The sequence below is a fragment of the Paraburkholderia pallida genome, assembly GCF_004524855.1.
GTDB classification, from domain to species: Bacteria; Pseudomonadota; Gammaproteobacteria; order Burkholderiales; family Burkholderiaceae; genus Paraburkholderia; species Paraburkholderia oxyphila.
This window is the reverse complement of the sequence record NZ_CP038150.1, coordinates 701964-725087: the sequence shown is the minus strand read 5'-3', so window position 1 is coordinate 725087 and position 23124 is coordinate 701964. Positions and strand designations below refer to the sequence as shown.

General features: G+C 60.7%; 16 protein-coding genes and 2 rRNA genes. 12 read left to right on the top strand and 6 right to left on the bottom strand.

Going from position 1 to position 23124, the window contains the following annotated elements; translation table 11 throughout:
• Window positions 1-192 precede the first annotated feature (192 nt).
• Together E1956_RS29910 and rrf are read left to right on the top strand one after the other, a co-directional pair.
• Window positions 193-3064 (top strand): 23S ribosomal RNA (locus E1956_RS29910).
• Window positions 3065-3207: 143 nt separating this feature from the next.
• Window positions 3208-3321, top strand: a 5S ribosomal RNA gene (rrf, locus tag E1956_RS29905).
• Between the two features lie 143 nt (window positions 3322-3464).
• On the opposite strand, the gene E1956_RS29900 is transcribed toward rrf, so the two are convergent.
• Window positions 3465-4397, bottom strand: coding sequence for a LysR family transcriptional regulator (locus tag E1956_RS29900; protein WP_134756020.1), 933 nt, complete (start codon window positions 4395-4397; stop codon window positions 3465-3467).
• A 288-nt stretch (window positions 4398-4685) separates the two neighbouring features.
• Here E1956_RS29900 and E1956_RS29895 point away from each other — a divergent pair, with 288 nt between their 5' ends.
• Together E1956_RS29895 and E1956_RS29890 are read left to right on the top strand one after the other, a co-directional pair.
• Complete coding sequence (locus E1956_RS29895) at window positions 4686-6098, top strand: carboxylesterase/lipase family protein (protein ID WP_134756018.1); 1413 nt, start codon at window positions 4686-4688, stop codon at window positions 6096-6098.
• A 208-nt stretch (window positions 6099-6306) separates the two neighbouring features.
• On the top strand, window positions 6307-7398 hold the full coding sequence (locus E1956_RS29890) for a porin (protein ID WP_134756016.1): 1092 nt from the start codon (window positions 6307-6309) through the stop codon (window positions 7396-7398).
• A 932-nt stretch (window positions 7399-8330) separates the two neighbouring features.
• On the opposite strand, the gene catA is transcribed toward E1956_RS29890, so the two are convergent.
• The 3 genes from catA to E1956_RS29870 form a co-directional block, all read right to left on the bottom strand.
• Window positions 8331-9266 (bottom strand): catechol 1,2-dioxygenase, encoded by a 936-nt coding sequence (gene catA, locus E1956_RS29880; protein ID WP_134756014.1) that lies wholly within the window; start codon window positions 9264-9266, stop codon window positions 8331-8333.
• Between the two features lie 79 nt (window positions 9267-9345).
• A complete protein-coding gene (gene catC / locus E1956_RS29875; RefSeq protein ID WP_134756012.1) occupies window positions 9346-9636 on the bottom strand; it encodes a muconolactone Delta-isomerase in 291 nt (96 codons plus the stop codon).
• 31 nt (window positions 9637-9667) lie between these two features.
• Entirely contained in the window at window positions 9668-10804 is a 1137-nt protein-coding gene (locus E1956_RS29870; protein WP_134756010.1) for a muconate/chloromuconate family cycloisomerase, read from the bottom strand.
• 337 nt (window positions 10805-11141) lie between these two features.
• Between E1956_RS29870 and antA the strand changes: the two genes are divergently transcribed.
• The 6 genes from antA (at window position 11142) to E1956_RS29840 (ending at window position 17347) form a co-directional block, all read left to right on the top strand.
• Window positions 11142-12551, top strand: a complete 1410-nt coding sequence (gene antA / locus E1956_RS29865; RefSeq protein WP_418789323.1) for an anthranilate 1,2-dioxygenase large subunit — start codon at window positions 11142-11144, stop codon at window positions 12549-12551.
• Between the two features lie 3 nt (window positions 12552-12554).
• Complete coding sequence (gene antB / locus E1956_RS29860) at window positions 12555-13046, top strand: anthranilate 1,2-dioxygenase small subunit (protein ID WP_134756006.1); 492 nt, start codon at window positions 12555-12557, stop codon at window positions 13044-13046.
• Between the two features lie 16 nt (window positions 13047-13062).
• A complete protein-coding gene (gene antC, locus E1956_RS29855) occupies window positions 13063-14103 on the top strand; it encodes an anthranilate 1,2-dioxygenase electron transfer component AntC (protein WP_134756004.1) in 1041 nt (346 codons plus the stop codon).
• Between the two features lie 84 nt (window positions 14104-14187).
• On the top strand, window positions 14188-15186 hold the full coding sequence (locus E1956_RS29850; RefSeq protein ID WP_134756002.1) for an AraC family transcriptional regulator: 999 nt from the start codon (window positions 14188-14190) through the stop codon (window positions 15184-15186).
• Between the two features lie 172 nt (window positions 15187-15358).
• Entirely contained in the window at window positions 15359-16147 is a 789-nt protein-coding gene (locus E1956_RS29845; protein WP_134756000.1) for an alpha/beta fold hydrolase, read from the top strand.
• Between the two features lie 783 nt (window positions 16148-16930).
• Window positions 16931-17347, top strand: a complete 417-nt coding sequence (locus E1956_RS29840; RefSeq protein WP_134755998.1) for a nuclear transport factor 2 family protein — start codon at window positions 16931-16933, stop codon at window positions 17345-17347.
• An 11-nt stretch (window positions 17348-17358) separates the two neighbouring features.
• Here E1956_RS29840 and E1956_RS29835 read toward each other — a convergent pair whose 3' ends face one another.
• The gene (locus E1956_RS29835) at window positions 17359-18261 is read right to left on the bottom strand and encodes a LysR family transcriptional regulator (protein WP_134755996.1); all 903 of its coding nucleotides are present in this window, start codon (window positions 18259-18261) and stop codon (window positions 17359-17361) included.
• Window positions 18262-18474: 213 nt separating this feature from the next.
• Here E1956_RS29835 and E1956_RS29830 point away from each other — a divergent pair, with 213 nt between their 5' ends.
• Window positions 18475-21360: an ATP-binding protein gene (locus E1956_RS29830; RefSeq protein WP_134755994.1), complete on the top strand. Its 2886-nt coding sequence runs from the start codon at window positions 18475-18477 to the stop codon at window positions 21358-21360.
• Between the two features lie 19 nt (window positions 21361-21379).
• Here the strand turns inward: E1956_RS29830 and E1956_RS29825 are convergent, their stop codons facing one another.
• Complete coding sequence (locus E1956_RS29825; RefSeq protein WP_167760162.1) at window positions 21380-22117, bottom strand: response regulator transcription factor; 738 nt, start codon at window positions 22115-22117, stop codon at window positions 21380-21382.
• 395 nt (window positions 22118-22512) lie between these two features.
• On the opposite strand from E1956_RS29825, the gene E1956_RS29820 reads away from it, so the two are divergent.
• Window positions 22513-23034 (top strand): DUF302 domain-containing protein, encoded by a 522-nt coding sequence (locus E1956_RS29820; RefSeq protein WP_167760161.1) that lies wholly within the window; start codon window positions 22513-22515, stop codon window positions 23032-23034.
• The last annotated feature ends 90 nt before the right edge of the window (window positions 23035-23124 follow it).

Genomic DNA, 23124 nt, shown 5'->3' with positions numbered 1-23124 from the left:
GAAGAAGTAGTAAAGAGATTCATCTGAAACACACTTAGAGATGGGTGTGGAGTAAGTGAATCAGGGTTGTGATTGTATCGATGTATTTTTAAGTTCCTCGAAAGAGGGCTTTGGAATACGGCACAACGCGAAAACTCAACCTGTAATGAGTGGTCCGACGCGAGCAATCGCCGCAAGACACACCCGTTATAGGGTCAAGCGAACAAGTGCATGTGGTGGATGCCTTGGCGATCACAGGCGATGAAGGACGCGGTAGCCTGCGAAAAGCGGTGGGGAGCTGGCAAACAAGCTTTGATCCACCGATATCCGAATGGGGAAACCCACTCCGTATGGAGTATCCATGACTGAATACATAGGTCATGTGAAGCGAACGCGGCGAACTGAAACATCTAAGTAGCCGCAGGAAAAGAAATCAACCGAGATTCCCAGAGTAGTGGCGAGCGAAATGGGACCAGCCTGTACTCTTTATCTGTATTGTCAGCCGAACGCTCTGGAAAGTGCGGCCATAGTGGGTGATAGCCCCGTAGGCGAAGGCAGTATGGAAGAACTGGGTGTACGACAAGTAGGGCGGGACACGTGAAATCCTGTCTGAAGATGGGGGGACCATCCTCCAAGGCTAAATACTCGTGATCGACCGATAGTGAACCAGTACCGTGAGGGAAAGGCGAAAAGAACCCCGGGAGGGGAGTGAAATAGATCCTGAAACCGCATGCATACAAACAGTCGGAGCCTCGCAAGGGGTGACGGCGTACCTTTTGTATAATGGGTCAGCGACTTACATTCAGTGGCAAGCTTAACCGAATAGGGCAGGCGTAGCGAAAGCGAGTCCGAACAGGGCGTTCAGTCGCTGGGTGTAGACCCGAAACCAGGTGATCTATCCATGGCCAGGTTGAAGGCACGGTAACACGTGCTGGAGGACCGAACCCACTAACGTTGAAAAGTTAGGGGATGAGCTGTGGATAGGGGTGAAAGGCTAAACAAACCTGGAAATAGCTGGTTCTCTCCGAAAACTATTTAGGTAGTGCCTCGTGTATCACCTTCGGGGGTAGAGCACTGTCATGGTTGAAGGGTCCATTGCGGATTACTTCGCCATAGCAAACTCCGAATACCGAAGAGTGCAATCACGGGAGACAGACATCGGGTGCTAACGTCCGGTGTCAAGAGGAAACAACCCAGACCGCCAGCTAAGGTCCCCAAATATGACTAAGTGGGAAACGAAGTGGGAAGGCTAAAACAGTCAGGAGGTTGGCTTAGAAGCAGCCACCCTTTAAAGAAAGCGTAATAGCTCACTGATCGAGTCGTCCTGCGCGGAAGATGTAACGGGGCTAAGTCATATACCGAAGCTGCGGATGCGAGCTAGTCTCGCATGGTAGGAGAGCGTTCTGTAAGCCTGCGAAGGTGCATCGGAAGGTGTGCTGGAGGTATCAGAAGTGCGAATGCTGACATGAGTAGCGATAAAGGGGGTGAAAGGCCCCTCGCCGTAAGCAAGGTTTCCTACGCAACGTTCATCGGCGTAGGGTGAGTCGGCCTAAGGCGAGGCAGAAATGCGTAGCTGATGGGAAGCAGGTCAATATTCCTGCACCATTGTTGAATGCGATGGGGGGACGGATCGCGGAAGGTTGTCCGGGTGTTGGAAGTCCCGGTCCTTGCATTGGAGAAGGCGCTTTGGCAAATCCGGGCGCGGAATTCAAGGGTGCGAGGCCATCCACCTAGGTGGAGAAGCAACTGGAAGTGGTTCCAAGAAAAGCCTCTAAGCTTCAGTTCAACAGTGACCGTACCGCAAACCGACACAGGTGGGCGAGATGAGTATTCTAAGGCGCTTGAGAGAACTCGGGAGAAGGAACTCGGCAAATTGGTACCGTAACTTCGGGATAAGGTACGCCCGGTAGCTTGACTGGCTCGCGCCAGAAGGGTGAAGGGGTTGCAATAAACTGGTGGCTGCGACTGTTTAATAAAACACAGCACTCTGCAAACACGAAAGTGGACGTATAGGGTGTGACGCCTGCCCGGTGCCGGAAGATTAAATGATGGGGTGCAAGCTCTTGATTGAAGTCCCGGTAAACGGCGGCCGTAACTATAACGGTCCTAAGGTAGCGAAATTCCTTGTCGGGTAAGTTCCGACCTGCACGAATGGCGTAACGATGGCCACACTGTCTCCTCGAGACTCAGCGAAGTTGAAGTGTTTGTGATGATGCAATCTCCCCGCGGCTAGACGGAAAGACCCCATGAACCTTTACTGCAGCTTTGCATTGGACTTTGAACCGGTTTGTGTAGGATAGGTGGGAGGCTATGAAGTGTGGACGCTAGTCTGCATGGAGCCGTCCTTGAAATACCACCCTGATCTGTTTGAGGTTCTAACCTTGGTCCGTTATCCGGATCGGGGACAGTGCATGGCAGGCAGTTTGACTGGGGCGGTCTCCTCCCAAAGGGTAACGGAGGAGTACGAAGGTACGCTAGGTACGGTCGGAAATCGTGCTGATAGTGCAATGGCATAAGCGTGCTTGACTGCGAGACTGACAAGTCGAGCAGGTGCGAAAGCAGGTCATAGTGATCCGGTGGTTCTGTATGGAAGGGCCATCGCTCAACGGATAAAAGGTACTCTGGGGATAACAGGCTGATACCGCCCAAGAGTTCATATCGACGGCGGTGTTTGGCACCTCGATGTCGGCTCATCTCATCCTGGGGCTGTAGCCGGTCCCAAGGGTATGGCTGTTCGCCATTTAAAGAGGTACGTGAGCTGGGTTTAAAACGTCGTGAGACAGTTTGGTCCCTATCTGCCGTGGGCGCTGGAAGTTTGAGGGGGCCTGCTCCTAGTACGAGAGGACCGGAGTGGACGAACCTCTGGTGTACCGGTTGTGACGCCAGTCGCATCGCCGGGTAGCTATGTTCGGAAGAGATAACCGCTGAAAGCATCTAAGCGGGAAACTCGCCTCAAGATGAGACTTCCCCGGGGACTTTGATCCCCTTGAAGGGTCGTTCGAGACCAGGACGTTGATAGGTCAGGTGTGGAAGCGCAGTAATGCGTTAAGCTAACTGATACTAATTGCCCGTAAGGCTTGATCCTATAACAGGTGTGTTTTATACACGCATGGTTGAGTGATCACGTGTTGTGCCGATCTAAACAACACAACCCCAATCAGCAAAACCTCTTTACGCTTCTTCCAGATTGGCTGTGGCGCGCGCATCGCGACGCAGCAACCCGTCAAGCCTGATGACCATAGCGAGTCGGTCCCACCCCTTCCCATCCCGAACAGGACCGTGAAACGACTCTACGCCGATGATAGTGCGGATTGCCCGTGTGAAAGTAGGTAATCGTCAGGCTCCTTATGCAGTACGTCCAGAACCCCGGTGGCTCCGAAAGAGCACCGGGGTTCTGGCGTTTACGCGGCTGAATTCCCCAGAAGCATCCTTGAATCGAAGCTCGTAAGAGCGCGCAGAATGACGGCGCCCGTCGCCGATTCGACTCAATTCTGAGTTCCGTCATGGCCGAGAAAAGCGCCAAGGCTCCGCAGGAAGGCAGCCGCTGCACGCGTAGGCGGCTTGTCGCTGCGCGTAATGGCGACCAAAGGGCCGATGTGCAAGGGCAATGCACACTGGACGGTCTGCAATTGGTACTGGGCGCAGAGTTCGGCAGCAATGCATTGAGACGACAACACGAGGCTGTTGCTCTGACTCGCCAGGCGTAGCATCACGGGCGACACCTGCGACGACAAAACATCGGAAGGGAAGCGCAGTCCCATATCGCGAACCGCGAATTCGAGCTGCTGCCTGACAATATTCGGTTGAGCGGGCAGTACCCACGGATATTCCAGAAGATCCTGCAGCGCCTTCGGCCCCATGGTAAGCGGATGCCCTTGCCGCGCAAGAAAAACGGGCGCGTCCTGTTGCAGCACGTCGAGCTTGTACAGTTCGCTGCCAAATCCGCTCGCTGTTCGTCCGATCACGACATCCACGAGATCCTGGTCGAGATTCTCGAGCATGTCCTCCATGGGCCCTTCGCGCAGTGCGAGCCGCACGCGCGGCCAGTGAACCCGAAAATCTCCAATGCAATCCGCCAGCGCCCGCCACCAGGCGAGCGGTGAAAAGATCCCGATCGACAAGTTGCCCACGTCTCCGCTGAGCAACGCTTCGAGCTCGGCCTCCGCTCTCTGGACGTCGCTTGCGATCAGATGCCCATGCCGTACCAGGGTTTCACCGTAGACGGTGGGACGCATGCCGCTCGGCAGCCGTTCAAACAGTTGAGCGCCGACGATCGCCTCGATCTCGGCCAGCGCCTTCGACACGGCCGACTGGCTGATTTTCAGTGACTCCGCCGCCTTCTGCAGGCTACCTTGCCTGTCGATCTCGACAACGACCGTGATGTGACGCAGCTTCAGGCGTTGATGCAGTGAATTCATGATCCAGAGCCGGTTGAACTTTCGTCATAGGGGGGCGGCGAACAATTCCGTTTTCTTTCTGCTGGCAATCCGTAATCTCGTGAATGTCGATTCCGGAATGGACGGCAACGGGAAGGCACGGTCATGCGCGGCGCTGGGGCGGCAGTCAGCCCTTTACTGGCGAAAACGTCGGGACGCTAGTGTATCCGGATTGCGAGGCGGGGCGAACGCGTGCCTGGCGCGCTCGGCCGAGGTGGACCCGTTTTCAGCGGAAAAAGCGGACGTCCCGCACGAAACCAAGGAGGCTGGATGAAAAACACCATACTGACCCGATGCGAACAGGGTGTACTCGAAGGCGTGACAAACGCCGGTGTGCACACGTTCTTCGACATTCCCTATGCATCGGATAGCGGTCGATTCAAGCCCGCTGGAGAGGCGGCGCGCTGGAGCGGGCAGCGGGACGCGACCCGGCCGGGCCCCGTCTTCCCTCAGTTGCCGGGGCGGCTGGACTTCGTCATGGGACCGGTCTGCAAGGGCGTGCCGCAAGCGGAAGACGCGTTCCGGCTGAACGTCTTCACACCGGATCTGGATGGCAGCCTGCCGGTCGTATTCTGGATTCATGGCGGCGGCTTCATGACCGGCGGCGCGTTGCCTTGCTACTCAGGCGACGCGCTAGCGCGTTTCGGCCGCGCGGTGGTGGTGACGATGAACTATCGTCTCGGGGTGCTCGGCAACCTCTATATGGAAGGCGTTTCACCGGGCAACCTCAGCGTCTCGGATCTCGAGCGGGCACTCGAGTGGGTCAGGGACAACATCGCCGGTTTCGGCGGAGACCCGAATTCCATCGTCGTGGCAGGTCAATCGGCTGGCGCATGGTACGCGCAGCTCCTCGCAGCGATGCCGGCCACGCATGAGCATGTGAAGGCGATCGCCATGCTCAGCTATCCGGGTCTTCAACCGATGGCACCGGAGAAAGCGCACGCAGGTGCCGTTCGCTTGTGCGAAAGCGCTGGCCTTTCGTCGGGCGACGAACTGGCCACGTTGCCGGTCGAGCGCATACTCCATGAGCAAGGCAGGATGCTCGGAACCGTGGCGAAATTTGCCGAGGTGCCGATCGTGTTCATGCCCGTCGCGAGCGAGAGCGTGCCTGCCGATCCCGGCGTGACGGCGCAGGCGTCCTTTGGTGGCAAGCCGGTTCTCATCGGTTGGACGCGTGATGAGACCGCCAGCTTCTTTGCAAGCCACCCTCCCGTTCTTGCAGCCACCGAGGAACAGGCGCTCGAGAAATTTAAGCTCGAATGGGGTGTCGAGGGGGCAAGCCGATATGCAAGCGTTGCCTCCGGACGATTCGACCACAAGCCTTACGCTGCCCTGATCGAACTGAGCTCGGAGAAGTTGATCAATGAACCCACGCGCCAGTTCGCCTCGCGGATGGCAAAGGCGGGAAGCGATGTATTTGCGTATCGGTTCGATTTTCAGTCTCGTCAGCAGAATATAGGTGCCTGCCATTGCTTCGAATTGCCGTTCCTGTTCGGTAATTTTGAAAATTGGGCTGATGCGCCGATGCTCGCTCAACTCGACGAACAGTTGACCGGCGCACTGTCAACGCGATTCCAGAGCCACTTTCTCAATTTCGTCGAATCCGGAAATCCCAACGGACGAGATTTGCCGGCATGGGTGAAATACAACGACGCAGACGATGAATTGATGTACTTGAAATAGCACGTCAGTCATCCTCGATTTTCCCGCATTCAACAATCTCGTCTGGTAGAGCCTCCCAGGTCGACCGCGTCTGAACGCTTGATATACCTGATTTCCCGGGCTGAACGTCAATTATATGTAGGAAAACGAATTAAATAATCAGGCGTTCGGAACCCCGCATCAATTCCTGTAAACAGGCATCGAGCCATATATTGGAGACAAAATCGTCATGATGATGAAGTGGAGTGCCGCATTGCTAGCCGCTGTGACGGGGCTAGCGTACGGCCAAAGTAGCGTCTCGCTTTACGGGATCGTCGACACCGGTATTTCATATTACAACCACGCGACCGCAACTGGCGGGAGCATGCTTGGCATGGCCTCTTTGACCGGCAGAGTGCCTTCCCGATGGGGATTGCGAGGCACAGAGGACCTCGGCGGTGGCTTCAAGACGTTCTTCGTGCTGGAGAGCGGATTCCAGCCCGGCAATGGCTCGCTGAATTACGGTGGCCGTCTCTTTGGAGATCAGGCAAACGTGGGCGTCAGCAGCGACTACGGGTCCATCACGCTGGGGCGGCAGCTCGGCATGACGATGTACGCGCTAATCAACGCGGACGTGATCGGCCCATCGATTCATTCGTTGAGCGTATTCGATTCGTATCTGCCGAACGCGAGAAGCGACAACGCGATTGGCTATATGGGCAAATTCCACGGTGTCACGGTAGGGGGGACATACAGCTTTGGCCGCGATGCGGCTGGCCCGGCCGGTCCTGGCGCCACCAACTGTCCAGGGCAAGTTCCCGGCAACATGCTGGCGTGCCGCCAATACACCGCGCTGCTTGCCTACGATTCCGCGAGCTTTGGCGTGGCGGCTTCCTATGACGTGCTGCGCGGCGGGGCGGGCGCTACCGCTCCGCTCAATAACAGCGCCTACACCGATACGCACAATATCGTCGACGGGTACGTGACCTTCGGCTCCACAAAGATCGGCTTCGGGTGGATCAGAAACAACCTCGCGGCGGCGACCCATTTGCAGACGGATATTCTGTTTGCGGGGGCGACCTACTACGCCACGCCAGCGTTGTTCTTCGACGCCCAGGCAGTGCGCTACCTCCAGCGTGGCTCGGAGGGCAAGAAGGACGCAAGCTCGACGCTGCTCATCGGCCGAGCGAATTATCTCTTCTCGAAGCGCACCATGGTGTACGCATCGCTCGGCTACATGTTCAACAGCGCCCAGGCGGCAAACGCTGTCGCGGCCGGCGGCACGGTCGGGACCGGCATGGACCAGCTTGGTGTGATGGTCGGATTGCAACAGAAGTTCTGAGTGAGCGGTTTGGAATTGTGATTCCTGAGGTTTTTCTTGGCTCTGAGCCGGGTTGGCCTTAACTTGTTTTCGCGGCGGGCCGCGGGCGTTGCCCCTGTGCGGGGCGGCACCTACTTTTCTTTGCAGCCGCAAAGAAAAGCAGGCAAAAGAAAGCGGCTTAAACCGCCAGTGTGACGCCGTCCCCCACTGCCCTGTATATCGGAGCGGCTCGGGGGCATCCGTCGCCTCGCACACTCCGCGTAAGTGACAAGGGACTCATTCTTCCCGCCGCGCGCTACGCGCGGGCGGAAGGGGCTGCAAGGAAAACCGGGCGTTCTGCCAGCGAATGCGCGGGAGTGCAGCGGCTGAATACATTGGAGTCCTACAGATGGCGCACATCCCACCAATAGCAGTGACTCCCGCGTATACGCCTGGATCCCACTGGTTTGAGTTATGCCCCACGGCGCGCGAAGCGCCGCCGGATGGATGAGCCCTTGGTCACTCCGCTATACGCCGCGTGGTGACAGACGCTCCGGAGCCGCTCCGATGGACAGGGCAGTGGTGGACGGCGTCACACTGGCGGTGTGGGCGGCTTTCTTTTGCCTACTTTTCTTTGCCGCGGCAAAGAAAAGTAGGTGCCGCCCCGCACAGGGGCAACGCCTGCATACCTTATGCAAGACAAGGAAAGGCCAATGCCAATGCCAATGCCAATGCCAATGCCAATGCCAATGCCAATGCCAATGCCAATGCCCCCACAACCCACGACAAATCAATTCTCAAACACACTCCAAGCAATACCCGGCGGGGGCACGAAGATCCAGCAAAATGGCCAGGCGTGTGACGCCGCCACCCCAGTTCTAAATACGCAACCGCCGTCCTTCCGAACGGCGGTTTTCTCAAGTGTCGAGCAGGGCACTCCGGACAGGCGGCAGTGCCACCGCCATATCGGGCACTTATGCCTCGGCAGAAGCACGGGGGCGGTGGACGATCTGGTTGTCCTTGCCCTGCAGCAGCGGCGTCAGCGTGAGGTTGAACTCGATGTCCTTGTACGTGTCGGCCTTCAGGCCCAGCGCGCCGCCGCCCGTCTTTTCCACTACCGGCGGAATCAGCTCCTCGCGCGTGGCGTAAGCGAAGTCGTCCCAGATCAGCGGATCGCCTTCAATGTTGAACTGCGTGGTCAGCTTGCGGTGATTGTCGCTGCTGACGAAGAAGTGCACGTGCGCCGGGCGATTGCCGTGTCGGCCGAGCCCGTCCAGCAACTGCTGCGTGGCGCCTTGCGGCGGGCAGCCGTAGCCCACCGGCATCAGCGTGCGGAATTCGTACTTGCCGTCCGCGCCGCTCTTGACCGCGCCGCGCAGGTTGAAATCGGTTTGCGCGCCGGTCGGGTCGAAATGCGAATAAAAGCCCTTCGAATTGGCATGCCAGCATTCGACGAGGGCACCGGCGATCGGCTTGCCGTCCAGGTCGGTGACTGTGCCGCGGATCACCAGCGGGCCGGCATCGGCATCCGGATTGAGGTCGATCCGCGATACGCCTTCGCGCACCGGTGCACCGGCCACATAGAGCGGGCCCTCGATCGTGCGCGGCGTGCCGCCTTCGAGGCCGACCGCCTTGTCGGCGGCGTCCATGCGAACGTCCAGGTACTTCTCGAGACCAATGCCTGCGGCCAGCAGTGCCGCTTCCCCGTCCTGGCCCAGCTTGTTCAGGTAGTTGACACCCGCCCACACTTCGTCAGGCGTGATGTCGAGATCGTCGATGGCCTTGAACAGGTCGCTCAGCAGGCGATGGGTGATCTGCTGGAAACGGGCATTGCCTGTTTGGCCACCGAGGTTGGATGCGGCCGTCAACAGGTCCTGCACGTCCTTCGTTTCGAATACCTTCACGCTCATGATTACTGTCTCCACTTGGCTTTGGGGGGAACGGTCTTCGGGCGGGCTTGCCCTCTACACAACATCAATCTGTTTTGCTTCACGCGTCGCCGTCACGGACGGACGACGGGTGGCGGCACAACGGCGTTACCGAAATCTTCATGTACGGGAACAGCGGCAAGGCGGTCAGGATGTCGTGCAGCTCCGCGTTGCTCTCCACATCGAAGATGCTGTAGTTCGCATACTCGCCAACCACACGCCAGATATGGCGCCACTTGCCGCTGCGCTGCAAGTCCTGCGAATACCCCTTCTCGCGCGCCTTGATCTCATTGGCGACATCGGCGGGCATGTCGGCGGGGAGGTTCACATCCATTCGTACCTGGAAAAGCATGGTCTACGTCCTCTTCTATTCGTTGTCCGGATTACTTCGTTACTTTCATCAAGCCGTCGCGGGTGAATCGCTTGATCTTCGCTTCGTCCAGCTCGATGCCGAGACCTGGGCCGTTCGGCACCGTGAGCTCGAAGTCGCTGTAATCCAATGGCGTGCTCAGGATCTCTTCGGTGATCAGCAATGGGCCAAATAGCTCCGTGCCCCATTGCAGGTTGGCGAAGCTCGCGAACAGATGCGCCGATGCGATCGTGCTCACCGCTCCCTCGAGCATCGTGCCGCCGTAGAGCTCGATCCCGGCCGCGTCGGCAATCGCGGCCACGCGCTGCGCGGCGAACAGACCGCCGCTTTGCTCGATCTTGATGGCGAAGACATCGGCGCCCGCGTGCTTCGCGATCTCGAATGCGCTTTCCGGACCCTGCAGGATTTCGTCGGCCATCAGGGCCACCGGGAAACGGCGCACGAGGCGCGCGAGCGCGGCGGCGGAGGCGACCGGCTGCTCGACGAGCTCGCAGCCCGCTTCGGCCAGCGCCGGAATCGCCCAGGCCGCCTGCGTTTCGCTCCAGGCCATGTTGACGTCGACACGCACCGCGGCCCGGTCGCCGAGCGCCTTTTTGATCTCGGCCACGTGCCGGATATCGGTCTTTAGCTCCTTCGCGCCGATCTTCAGCTTGAAGATCTTGTGCCGGCGCACCTCGAGCATCGTCTCCGCCTCGGCGATGTCCTTCGCGGTGTCGCCCGATGCCAGCGTCCAGGCCACCGGCAGGCGCTCGCGTCGACGGCCGCCCAGCAGCTCGCTGAGCGGCACGCCAAGGCGCTTGCCGTGGGCGTCGAGCAGTGCGGTTTCCAGCGCGCATTTGGCGAAGTGATTGACCTTCACGAGCTTGCCCACGTGCGCCATCAGCGCCTGAACCTGCGTGGCGTCCCGGCCGAGCATCGCGGGGGCGAAGTAGGCGTCGATCCCCAGCTTCATCGCCTCCGGGCTTTCCGGGCCATAGGCCATGCCGGCAATCGTCGTGCCTTCGCCGAAACCGACAACGCCGTCGCTGCAATAGATCTTCACGAGCATCAGGGTTTGCCCGTGCATCGTGGCGACCGAGAGCTTGTGAGGGCGAATCGTCGGCAGATCGACGAGGCGGGTTTCGATACGTTCAATCGTCGCTTGAGTCATGGCGGCAGCTAAGTGATGTCCGTGGAACCGGGCGGAAGGGCGCCAGCGCAAGCGCTAGACCGCCGTATTCGTCGCCCCGGTGGGCGTTCATGAGGTATTGATGGCATTAAATACCCGCGTCCGCGCGGTCGCTATCCGCCTGGTCGATGCTCGCTATCCGTTTTTTTCGGTTTGGCCGCGCCGCGCCCCCGCGGACTGCCGGCGGCGCGGCGTCGCCCGGGCCCGGATGGGACTGTGGCGAAAAAAGCGGATAGCAAATGCCGATCAGGCGGATAGCGCCGGGGCCGCATCGGGTATTCAATCCACCTCATCAAGGACCGGGTCGCAAGACCCATCAATGGCAGGAGGAGAACCCATCGTGAGCACCGAGAAAATCACGCCGCAATGGCAAGAATTCATTGGCGGTTGTCTGGACTTCCGTCCGGCCGAGGGCGTCTATCGCATTGCGCGTGAGATGTTCACGGAGCCGGAGCTTTTCGACCTCGAGATGGAGTTCATCTTCGAGAAGAACTGGATCTACGCGTGCCACGAGAGCGAGATCCCCAAGGCGAACGACTTCATGACGATGCGTGCGGGGCGTCAGCCGATGATCATCTCGCGTGACGGCAACGGCCAGCTCAACGCCATGATCAACGCGTGCCAGCATCGCGGCGCGACGCTCACACGCATGAGCAAGGGCAATCAGTCGACCTTCACGTGCCCGTTCCACGCGTGGTGCTACAAGAGCGATGGACGCCTCGTCAAGGTCAAGGCGCCTGGTGAGTACTGCGAAGACTTCGACAAGTCCACGCGCGGCCTGAAGAAAGCGCGCATCGCGAGCTACAAGGGCTTCGTGTTCATCAGCCTCGACGTCGAGGGGACCAACACGCTCGAGGACTACCTCGGCGACGCGCGCATCTTCTTCGACATGATGGTGGCGCAGTCGCCCACGGGCGAGCTGGAAGTGCTGCCGGGCAAGTCCGCCTACACCTACGAAGGCAACTGGAAGCTGCAGAACGAGAACGGCCTCGACGGCTATCACGTGAGCACGGTGCACTACAACTACGTGAGCACGGTGCAGCGCCGCCAGGAAGCGAATGCGAAGGCCGGTGGCGCCGCGAGCGGCACGCTCGACTACAGCAAGCTTGGCGCCGGCGACGCCGAGACCGACGACGGCTGGTTCGCGTTCAAGAACGGCCATAGCGTGCTGTTCAGCGACATGCCGAACCCCAGCGTGCGCCCCGGCTATGCCAGCGTCATGCCGCGCCTCGTCGAGTCGCATGGTCAGGAGAAGGCGGAGTGGATGATGCATCGCCTGCGCAACCTGAACATCTATCCGAGCCTCTTTTTCATGGACCAGATCAGCTCGCAGCTGCGCATCGTGCGTCCGGTCGCCTGGAACAAGACCGAGGTCATCAGCCAGTGCATCGGCGTGAAGGGCGAATCGGATCAGGACCGCGAGAGCCGCATCCGGCAGTTCGAGGACTTCTTCAACGTCTCGGGCATGGGCACGCCCGACGATCTCGTGGAATTCCGCGAGCAGCAGCGCGGCTTCCAGGCGCGCCTCGAGCGCTGGAGCGACATCTCGCGCGGGCATCACAAGTGGGTGGCGGGCGAGACGGCCAATACGCGTCTGCTCGGCATCGATCCCGTGCTGTGCGGCACGGAGCTGACCCACGAGGGCCTGTATGTGAACCAGCACGGTGCGTGGCAGACGTTCCTCATGAACGGTCTTGCGCAGCAATCGAACGGCAAGAAGGAGGCTTGAGCCATGACCGCCAACCTGCAACAGTCAGTCGAACAGTTTCTCTATCGCAAGGCCGAGCTGTGCGACGCGCAGAGCTGGGACGAGTACCTCGACCTGTTCGACGAGAACAGCGAATTTCACGTGCCCCAGTGGGACTCCGAGCACGTCTACACGACCGACCCGAAACGCGGCATGTCGCTGATCTACTACGCGAACCGCACGGGTCTCGAAGACCGCGTGTTCCGTCTGCGCACGGGCAAGTCGGCGGCATCGACACCGCTGCCGCGCACGCTGCACCAGATCACCAACGTGCGCATCGCCGGGCGCGAAGACGGCGAGCTGGACGTGAAGGCCAACTGGGCCACGTTCTACGCGCGCCAGGGCCTGGGCGAGCACTTCTTCGGGCATGCAACGTATCGCCTGCGCCCCGCCGGCGACAGCTGGAAGATCGCGCGCAAGCACGTGCTGCTGCTGAACGACAAGATCAACGCCGTGCTCGATTTCTACCATCTGTAAGCGGGAGTGCCACGACATGAGCCACAAGGTCGCGTTCAGTTTTGCCGATGGCAAGACCGTGTTCTTCGATGTCCGCGCGGGCGAGCTGTTACTCGACGCTGCGCTGCGCAATAGCGTGAACATCCCGCTCGATTGCCGCGAGGGCGTGTGCGGAACCTGCCAGGGCCGCTGCGAATCGGGCAGCTATACGCAGGACTATGTCGACGAGGAAACGCTTTCCGCCGACGATCTCGCCGCACGCAAGATCCTGTCTTGCCAGACGCGCGTGCAGTCCGATGCGTCGTTCTACTTCGACTTCGATTCGAGCCTGTGCAGCGCGGCCGGCACGACGGCGCTCGCGGGGAAAGTCACGGCGGTGACGCAGGTTTCCGAAACGACGGCGATCCTGCATCTGGACGCGAGCGCGCATCCGGGACGGCTCGATTTCCTGCCAGGGCAATACGCGCGCCTGAAGGTGCCGGGCGCGGACGTGTGGCGTTCGTATTCGTTCGCCAACCGCCCCGACGAGAACAACCAGCTGCAGTTCCTGATCCGGCTGCTGCCGGACGGCGCGATGAGCAACTATGTGCGCGAGCGCTGCGAGCCGGGCCAGACGATCGAGTTCGAGGCGCCGCTCGGCACGTTCTATCTGCGCCAGGTGGAACGACCGCTGGTGATGGTCGCGGGCGGTACGGGCTTGTCCGCCTTTCTCGGCATGCTCGACGACCTCGCGCACAAGGGCGGCTGTGGCCAGCAGGTGCATCTCTACTACGGCGTGACGAACGCACGCGATCTGTGCGAGCTCGATCGTTTGAAGTCCTACGAAGCGCGCATCGCCAACTTCGCGAGCGACATCGTCGTGATGAATCCCTCTGAAGCGTGGCAGGGCAAGACGGGGCTCATCCCCGAGCATTTCGACCGCGCGATGCTCGAAGCGAATCCGTTCGACATGTACGTGTGCGGACCGCCTCCGATGGTGGAGGCCATCAAGACGTGGCTCGCGAACGAGCGTCTGGACGGCCACCGGCTCTTCTACGAGAAATTTGGGGACAGCAACACGGCGCACGCGGCGACTTAAGCTTGAATTTGGGGTGTTTCGGTATTTTGTCCCTGCACGGCGTGGTTTACCATTGAGTATTCGTCAATCTCTCAATGCCACACCATGCCAACCCCCGCCGTCAACGATACTCGCGGTATTGACGCACTGCGTCACGACCTCGAAGGCGCGCGCGACTGGATGGAGTCGATTTGCGGACCGCATGGGCTGCAGGTACGCAGCCCGGGGGCGCTGCAATTCCATCATTCGGGCACGGTGATGCGCTCGATGGCGAGCACGTTGGGGTATGTCGAGTACGGCACCGACGTCACCGTCTCCGTGCACAACGACGCGCCGCTGAACTGCTATAGCGTGAGCCTGCCGCTGAGCGGGCAGCAGGAGCTCGCCGCGCGCGGGCGCCTGTGGCTCTCGGATCAGGACCGGGGCCTCGTGCTGTCGCCGCACGAGACTCAGGATCTGGCGATCACGGGCAACTGTCGCAAGATCATCGTTTCCATTCCGCGTCCCGCACTGCGCCAGGTGCTCGAGGGGCTGCTGCAAAAGCCGCTCGACGCCGCGTTGACGTTCGAGCCGCAAATGAATGCCGCGGACGGCGACCAGGCCGCCTGGTGGCGCATGGTCAAATTCCTGCTTGCCGAAATGGGCGCGGCCGGCCCGTTGCTCAATCATCAGCAAATGGCGGGGGATCTCGAGCAGGCGCTCCTCAAGGGCCTACTGCTTTCCCAGCCGCACAACTACTCGCAGGCGCTTGCCGAGGCGATGCGTCCCGCGTGCCCGCACTATCTGCTGCGCGCGAAGCAGTTCATCCATGACAACGCCCGCGAAAACATTGCGCTCGAGGACATCGAGCGCGCGGCGGGCGTATCGCGTTACAAGCTGTTCGATGGCTTTCGCGAGCACTTTGGCCATGCGCCGATGGCCTATCTGAAGCGGCACCGGCTCGAAGCAGTGCGGCGCGAAATGCTTACCGATTGCTCGGAGCGCAATGTGTCTTCCATTGCGATGAACTGGGGCTTTTCCCACCTCGGCCGCTTTTCCAACGACTACAAGCAACTCTTTGGCGAGACGCCTTCGCAAACGCTCAAGCGGGCGGCGGGGCGTTAAAGCAAGCCCATAAGCAAGGCCTGGCCCAGGATTGCTCTCCCAAAGGAGGTAGGTAATCTGGGTGATGGAGGCGAGTCGCTTTGCGACCAGACTGGCAGTGTGCCGTTCAGCTGGTATGCAGTCCTTCCCGAGGGACGCGCACACCCATCACACCTTGCCAAAGAGGTTTCAAATGCGAGCCTATCCTTTCTCGTCGCTGCGCACCCTGATGAGTGCACTGGCCTTCAGTACGCTGGCTTTCGGAATGGTCGAGCCGACAACTGCATCGGCCGCCGGGGCCATCAAGAACGTGGTGTTAGTCCATGGCGGCTTCGTTGACGGTGGAGGCTGGGAGGCGGTGTACAACCTCCTGAAAGCCCAGGGCTACAACGTCAGCATCGTGCAGAATCCGACCACCTCGCTGGCCGCCGACGTAGCCGCGACGAAAGCCGTCGTGGATGCGCAGGACGGCCCGGTGGTGCTCGTCGGGCATTCGTATGGGGGCGTGGTCATTACCGAGGCCGGCACCGATCCCAAAGTCTCGCGGCTCGTTTATATCGCGGCGTTTGCGCCTGACAAGGGCGAGTCTGTGCAGAAGCTCATTGCTAATCCGCCGGCTGGTGCGCCGGTTCCGCCTATCTTGCCGCCGGTCAACGGCTTTCTCATGCTCGACAAGGCCAAGTTTGCCGAGGCGTTTGCGGGTGATGTGAATCCTCAGCGGGCTGCGTTTCTTGCGAATGCCCAGGTGCCCTGGGGGGTGGAGGCGTTGGGTGGCGAGGTGAGCGTGCCTGCCTGGCGGTCGAAGCCGAGCTGGTATCTGGTTACCACGCATGACCGGATGATTCCGCCGGATGCCCAGCGGGCCATGGCTAAGCGTGCCGAAGCGACTGTGGCTGAGACGGCTGCCAGCCATGCTGTTTATGAGTCGCAACCGGCGGCTGTCGCGGCGCTTATTGAGGAGGCCGCCAAGGCGAAGAATTAGGTAGGGCGTGCACGCTGTTGGCGCGGGCTGTCTGGCGTTGGCCTTAACTTGGATTCGCGGCGGGCCGCAGGCGTTGCCCCTGTGCGGGGCGGCACCTACTTTTCTTTGCCGCGGCAAAGAAAAGTAGGCAAAAGAAAGCCGCTCAAACCGCTAGTGTGACGCAGTCCACCACTACCCTGTATATCGGAGCGGCTCCGGAGCGTCTGTCACCACGCGGCGTATAACGGAGTGACTAAGGGCTCATCCATCCGGCGGCGCTGCGCGCGCCGTGGGGCATATCCCAAACCAGCGGGATGCATGCATGTACGCGGGAAACACCGGTATTGGTGGGATGTTGTATACATAGGACTCCAATATATTAAGCGGCAGAACTTCTGCGCATTCGCTTGCAGCCCGCCCGGCTTTCCTTGCAGACCCTTCCGCCCGCGCGTAGCGCGTGGCGGGAAGGATGAGCGCCTTGTCACTTACGCGGAGTGTGCGAGATGACGGATGCCCCGGAGCCGCTCCGATGGACAGGGCAGTGGTGGACAGCGTCACACTGGCGGTTTAAGCCGCTTTCTTTTGCCTACTTTTCTTTGCGGCTGCAAAGAAAAGTAGGTGCCGCCCCGCACAGGGGCAACGCCCGCGGCCCGCCGCGAAAACAAGTTAAGGCCAACAAGGCTGAGAGCCAAGAAAAACCTGAGGAATAGCAATTCCAAAACTCCCACTAACAAGAGCTAACAACTGAGCGCACTGGTTTTGCTAGCCTAGCGGATGAAAAGCAAGCAGCAGCAGAGGTGAATCATGCTCCTCATGAACCCGAGTTCGAGAACTTGGCGATTGATTGCCGGCCCAATAGCAAGCGCCTTCGTTGACGCCGTCAACGCCAGCGACGCTAACCGGTTAGCAAACCTCTTCATCGAAGATGCGTACCTGAACGACCAGTTGCGCGACTTTTGGGGCAAGGAAGCGATTGCGCGTTGGATCCGCGACGAGATCGTCGCCGAGCGGTTCTACATGAACGTTACCGACGCGCGGCAACACTTTGGCGATCTCATGCTCAGGGCGGAAGTAGGCGGCGATTTTGAAAAGATGGGATTACCATCACCGCTGATCCTGAGCTTTATCTTCACGTTCTTCGACGACAAGATCGCGCGTCTGCTAATCCTGCTGAACCGTCCAGACGAAGCGGAGCCGGAAATCAGGATCGGCACTGAGTGAGCACTCACAATTCAGGCCTGTTCCGCAAAGATCCCGATAACCCGCTCCCGCAGCCACTTCACCTTGGGATCCTGCCCAAACCGGCGGTGCCAGTAAACCTTCAGGTCATAGCGCGGAATCTCAACAGGCGGCTCAACAACACGCACGTCCATCAAGTCGGAAAAGACATCGGCGACAGTCCTCGGCAAGACCACCACGAGGTCCGATTCCGCAATGACGATTGGAATGCTGAGGTAGTGTGACGTTTGCAGAACGACGTTCCGCTTGACCGCTTTCTGAGCCAGTGCGGCCTCGACCCTCTCCTGTGTGCGGCTGCCATCCTTGACGAAAACCTGTTCCGTAGTGGCGAACTGATTCAAGGTCATGCGTGGACCCTTGATGCGATGGCCCGATCGCACCATGCAGACGAAGTCATGTGAAAAGAGCCGCCGCTGAAAAAATTCGGCCTTCTTGAGATCGGGAAAATAGCCCAGCGCCAGGTCCACTTCTCCGCACCCTAGCGCCTCCTCGAGCTGTTCGGGTGCAAGGCTGACGCTTTTCACAAGCGCGCGAGGCGCTTGCTCGCGGATGTGCCTCAACAAGGTGGGCAGAAAGACGATCTCGCCAATAGCGCTCAGGCAAAACACGAACTCGACATCGTCCGCTTGCGGATCGAATTCAGGTGGCCTCAGGATGTCGTGATCAATGGCGTCAAGGACTTGCCTGGCCTTGCCGGCGAGCGTGTCCGCGCGCGGCGTCGGCAACATGCCGTCGGCCTGTCGAATGAACAAGGGGTCGGCCAGCGACTCGCGCAGCCTGCCCAGCGCGGCGCTGACCGCGGGCTGGCTCATCCCAAGCTGCTGTGCCGCCTTCGTCACGCTGCCCGACTCGTGGATAGCGACAAGCACTCGCAATAAATTCAGATCGAGCTTCATGGTTATCCATAAAGCAAATAATCCACATCATAAACATTTGCTGGGAATATGGCCGCAAGCTGGCTAAATTGTCGGCACGTGCCGACGGGGTGGAAGCTGGTTTGAAAAAGGCGCACTATCATTTCCACTCGGCAGGCCAGCAACACGCGGCACGGTGGGATTCCAAACGAGGGCGGCTTCAGGAAGGCGCCTCGCGCTAAAGGGATTGCTGCAATGCATCGAACAACAACGCACAGCACCACGTGGCGAGCCTCGTTTGGGCCGTTCACGCTGTCTCCATCGGAACGCCTGCTCGAACGCGACGGCTTGCCCGTACGGCTCGGCGGGCGGGCGCTCGATCTGCTGGTCGCGCTGGTCGATTCTGCAGGGGAAATCGTCAGCAAAAAGGATTTGATTGCGCGTGTCTGGCCCGATGTGGTGGTCGAAGAAGGCAGCCTGCGCTTTCACATCGTCGCTGTGCGCAAGGCGCTTGGGGAAGGCGATGCCGGCGGGCGCTATATCGTCAATACCGCCAACAAGGGCTACACGTTCGTCGCCGTGGTCGAGCGCCATGAGCTCGAAGCGCCGCTCCAGGCGCCCCCGCTGCGCGCGGCAAGGGCGCTGCCGGCGCCCGCCTCTTCGGTAGTCGGGCGCGACGAGGACGTCCAGCAGGTCCTCGCGAACATGTTGCAGCAGCGGCTCGTCTCCATCGTCGGGCCGGGCGGCATCGGCAAGACGACGGTTGCCATCGCTTCGACACATTCGGCCATCCGGCAATTCAACGGAGACGTGCACTTCATCGACCTTGCGGCAATCGCGGACGCGGGGCTCGTGCGCTCGTCGGTGGCAAGCGCGGTTGGACTGCAGAACAGGCTCGATGATCCGGCCGCGCTGGCGGCTCATCTGGGTGAGCGTCACGCGCTGATCGTGCTCGACTGCTGCGAGCATGTCATCGCGGCGGTCGCAGAGCTTGCCGAGCTGCTGGTTCAGCAGTGTCCGAGGCTCCATATTCTCTGCACCAGCCGCGAGCCGCTGCGCGCGCAAGGGGAGTGCGTCTATCGTCTGCAACCGTTGATGTTTCCGCCCAAAGGCGAGGGAACGACCGCCGCCGCCGCGCTCGCGTACCCGGCAGTCAGGCTGTTTGTGGATCGCGCAACGGCGAGCTGCGCGGGCTTTGAACTGAGCGATGGCGACGCGCCGCTGGCGTCCCAGCTCTGCCGCGAGCTGGACGGCATCGCGCTGGCCATCGAGCTGGCGGCGGGCCGTATCGAGGCGCTGGGCCTCAAGGCCATTACCTCGCACTTCGATGCCAGCGTGAGGCTGATGTGGCACGGCAGGCGCACGGTCGTGCCACGCCACCAGACACTGCGCGCCACACTCGACTGGAGCTTCAATCTGCTGTCCGACGACGAGCAACGTCTGATAGGCAGGCTTGCTGTTTTCGCGGGGAGCTTTACCCTTGACGCGGCCATCGAGGCCTGCTGCAACGACCACGACCCATCCGTCGCCATCGAGCTGATTGCGTGCCTCGTGTCGAAGTCGCTCGTCACCGTCGATGCCGGGCAAGCGACGCTGCGCTATGGCATGTCGGATACGACTCGGGCTTACTGCGCGAAGAAGCTGTCCGAGTCCGGGGAGCGGGCCGCTGTCATGCAGCGCTTTTGCCGCTATTTCGCGGACTGGGTACAGCACTCTGCGGCCGACGTCCTCGACAAGGACGCACTCGAGGCCGTGAAGCTCGAACTGCCCAACCTGCGCACGGCCGTCGAGTGGCTGTTCGCCAACGGCGGGAAGGATGCCGAGGCGTTCCGGCTGGTGGCTTCGCTCTGTCCTTTGCTATTGCAATTGTCGAACGTCACCGAATGCTCTCGCTGGGCAGAAGCCGCGCTGGCACAGTTGCCCGAGGAGCTTGTCGGCTCGCGCCATGAAATGCGGATACAGGGCGCGCTAGGCCAGTCGCTGATGTTCTCGCGAGGCGGCAGCGATGCGGAGGCCGCTTATCGCCGCGGCATCGAAGTGGCCGGACAGCTCGGGGATTTCCGCAGCACGCTGCATCTGCTCAACGGCTATGCCGTCCTGCTGCATCGCGATGGCCGGTACAGCGACGCGCTCGCGACCGCTCGCAAGACGCAGTCGCTGTTGTCCGAGTTGAAAGACGCGGAGTCGCACGCCATTGTCGATTCCCTCATGGGCGTGGCGCTGCACCTCGTGGGCGAGGTCGAGGAGGCCATGCAGCATTGGGAGCGGTGTTTTGCCCGAAGCTTCGGCGCGTCGTCCAGCACGACCTCCAGGCTCGGATTCGACTTTCATAATCGCGCCATGTGCGGCCGCGCCCGCAGTCTGTGGCTCACGGGGCGCTATGCGGAAGCGCTTGCCGTTGCCGACCGGACCATCGCCGATGCGCGCGAATCGGGCCACGCCGTTACCCAATGCATCGCGCTCATCTGGGCCGGGTCGGTGTACGTCTGGGCGAGAGATGTCGAGCGGATGCACAGCGTGGTCGAGGCGCTCGAGCACGTGGCGAAGCGCCATTCGCTCACGCCGTATCTCAGTGTTGCATGCGTATTGCGCGGGCAGTTGTCGATTACGCGAGGCCGTCCAGCCGATGGCGTCGAACTCATCCGCTCCGCCGTCGACGTGCTTCACCGCTACCAGTATGAAATGATTACGAGCGTCTCGTTGGCGATGCTGGCGATCGGACTCTCGGACATGTCGCTGCATGCGGCCGCGCTCGCGATGTGCGACGAGGTCGAGGCGCTCATTCGCACTTGCGGCGATTTCCTTCGCATGCCGGAACTGCTGTTCGCTCGCGGATACTGCCAGGCTGCCGCGGGTCAACTGGAGCTGGCCGAGAGCAGCTATCTGGCCGCAATCGAACTCTCCCGCTCGCAAGGGGTGAGGTCGGGGCAGGTCAGGGCGGCCGTCGCACTGGCTCAGCAGTGGATCGGCACCGGGCGTGCGCAGGATGCACAACGTTTGCTGCGCCCTCTCGTCGAAGACGCCGGGGACGAGACCTCCCTCGACCTCTCGGTTGCCCGCAGTGTGCTTGGGCAGGCCGCTCCGACCGATGCTGCGAAGATGCAGGACGGCACGGAATTGTCCGGCGGCTCCAGGGCTTGAGCGCGCGCGTCCCCGGCGCTCACACGACTGCACGTGCCGGCTCGTCGCCCTGCGGGATGAGGAAGGGCTGGGACAGCAAGGCACGGCGTGGCCGGTTCGTTGCGCCCAGGGTTTTGACTCGCCGCGATGGTGTGGCCGGCAGGTCCATGAGGCCCCGTTCGGTGGCGATCCGCGCCGCCTCGGTACGGCAACTGGCATCGAGCTTGCCCATGATCGATTTGACGTGGGCTTTCACGGTTCCGACCGCGATCTCGAGGTCGCGCGCGATCGACTTGTTGCATAGACCCATCGTCAAGAGCCGCAGCACTTCGTCCTCACGGCTCGTCAGCACCTCGCGCTGAGAGACCTGCGCCATCTGCCAGCGGATTTGCGGGCACAGGTAGCGGCCGCCGCTCGCCAGCGCCCGCACGCCTGCAAGGAGATCGTGGACCGGGGAGCGGGTCAGCACGAGGCCCCGAATGCCTTGCTCCAGGGCGCAACGGACCGCATGCTCGCGCGCCTGGGGCGAGATCGCCAGGATGGCGGCGAACTCGAGTCGCGGGCCGAGACGCTGGCGCTGCCGGTCGAGCGCGAGCGCTGCCGCGGTGTCCGTATCCGCGACCAGCACGTCGACGTTGCGTCCGTCGCAGGCGTGCTCGGAGTCGATAAGCTGGATGTCCGGCTCAGCCGCGAGGCTCGTGCGCACGCCGACTGCGAGAAGGGGTTCCGCGACGCAGACGAGCACCGCGACTCGCTGCCCGGTTTCGCGCTCACTCATTTCACTCTCCTTGGGCGTTGGCAGATGTTCTTGCTGTGCCTGTATCTTTGCCGGGCAGCGCTGCGGAGTCGAGTTATGCGTTGTTGGCACTTGCAAGTTGTGTGTAATGACGCCGCGACAAATGTAAACGAACATCGGCACTTCGCCGTTTTAGCCCTTCAATGACTAACCGGACAGTCGGAAACGGAAAACCCGCGAGCCGCATCGCTCCGATGGGCACGGCGTTCGGCAGCCGTCTCCGAAACTTTCGCTCAACAATCTGTTGTCGCTGCAGTCAACTTTCGGTGCGAGAAGCGCGTATATACTCGTATCGAGGGCTGCCTGCTATCCAGAGTGCAACCCGGATGCGAATGAGGCCCCTCAGGGGGGAAAACGACAGTACTGGAGCCTTTTTGATGAGCAGCGAAGTCGCAGTGGTTGAAACGCAATTTGCCGGCGTGCGTGTCGAGGTGAGGACGCCTGCGTCCTTTGACGACGTGGTGGAGCGCCTCAACAAGCTCTGCGGGAAGTCGTCTATTCCCGAGTTGGTGAAGCTCGCCAGAGAAGACATTTCGGAAGGCACCTACGTGAAGGAGGTCGAGCGGCGCTTTGTCGGCGAGAGCGGCTTCATGCTGTTCAGTGAGATCGATCACGGGGGCTGGATTGCGAAATTCGGCATCAAGCGCCGGACCGTGCGATGGATCCTCGGGAATCCGCTGATTGCAATTACCATGCTGCGCCACGATCTCTCCGCCGGTTTGTTTGCGCCCGTTGAAGTGCTGCTGACCGAGGCGAGTGACGGCGAGGGGACGTTCGTCACCTATGTCCGCCCCTCGTCACTCATCGTGCTGGGCGACAATCCCGAGCTCAAGCACGCTGCACAAGCGCTCGACCGGAAGTTCGAATTGCTGATCGAGCGTATTACCGCGCCCCATTGATCGGACCTCGAGCATATGAATTCCGTTTCGAATCGTGTCTTTAGATTCGGAATGCGAATCAATGGATTAACCCCGAAGATGACATGCGGG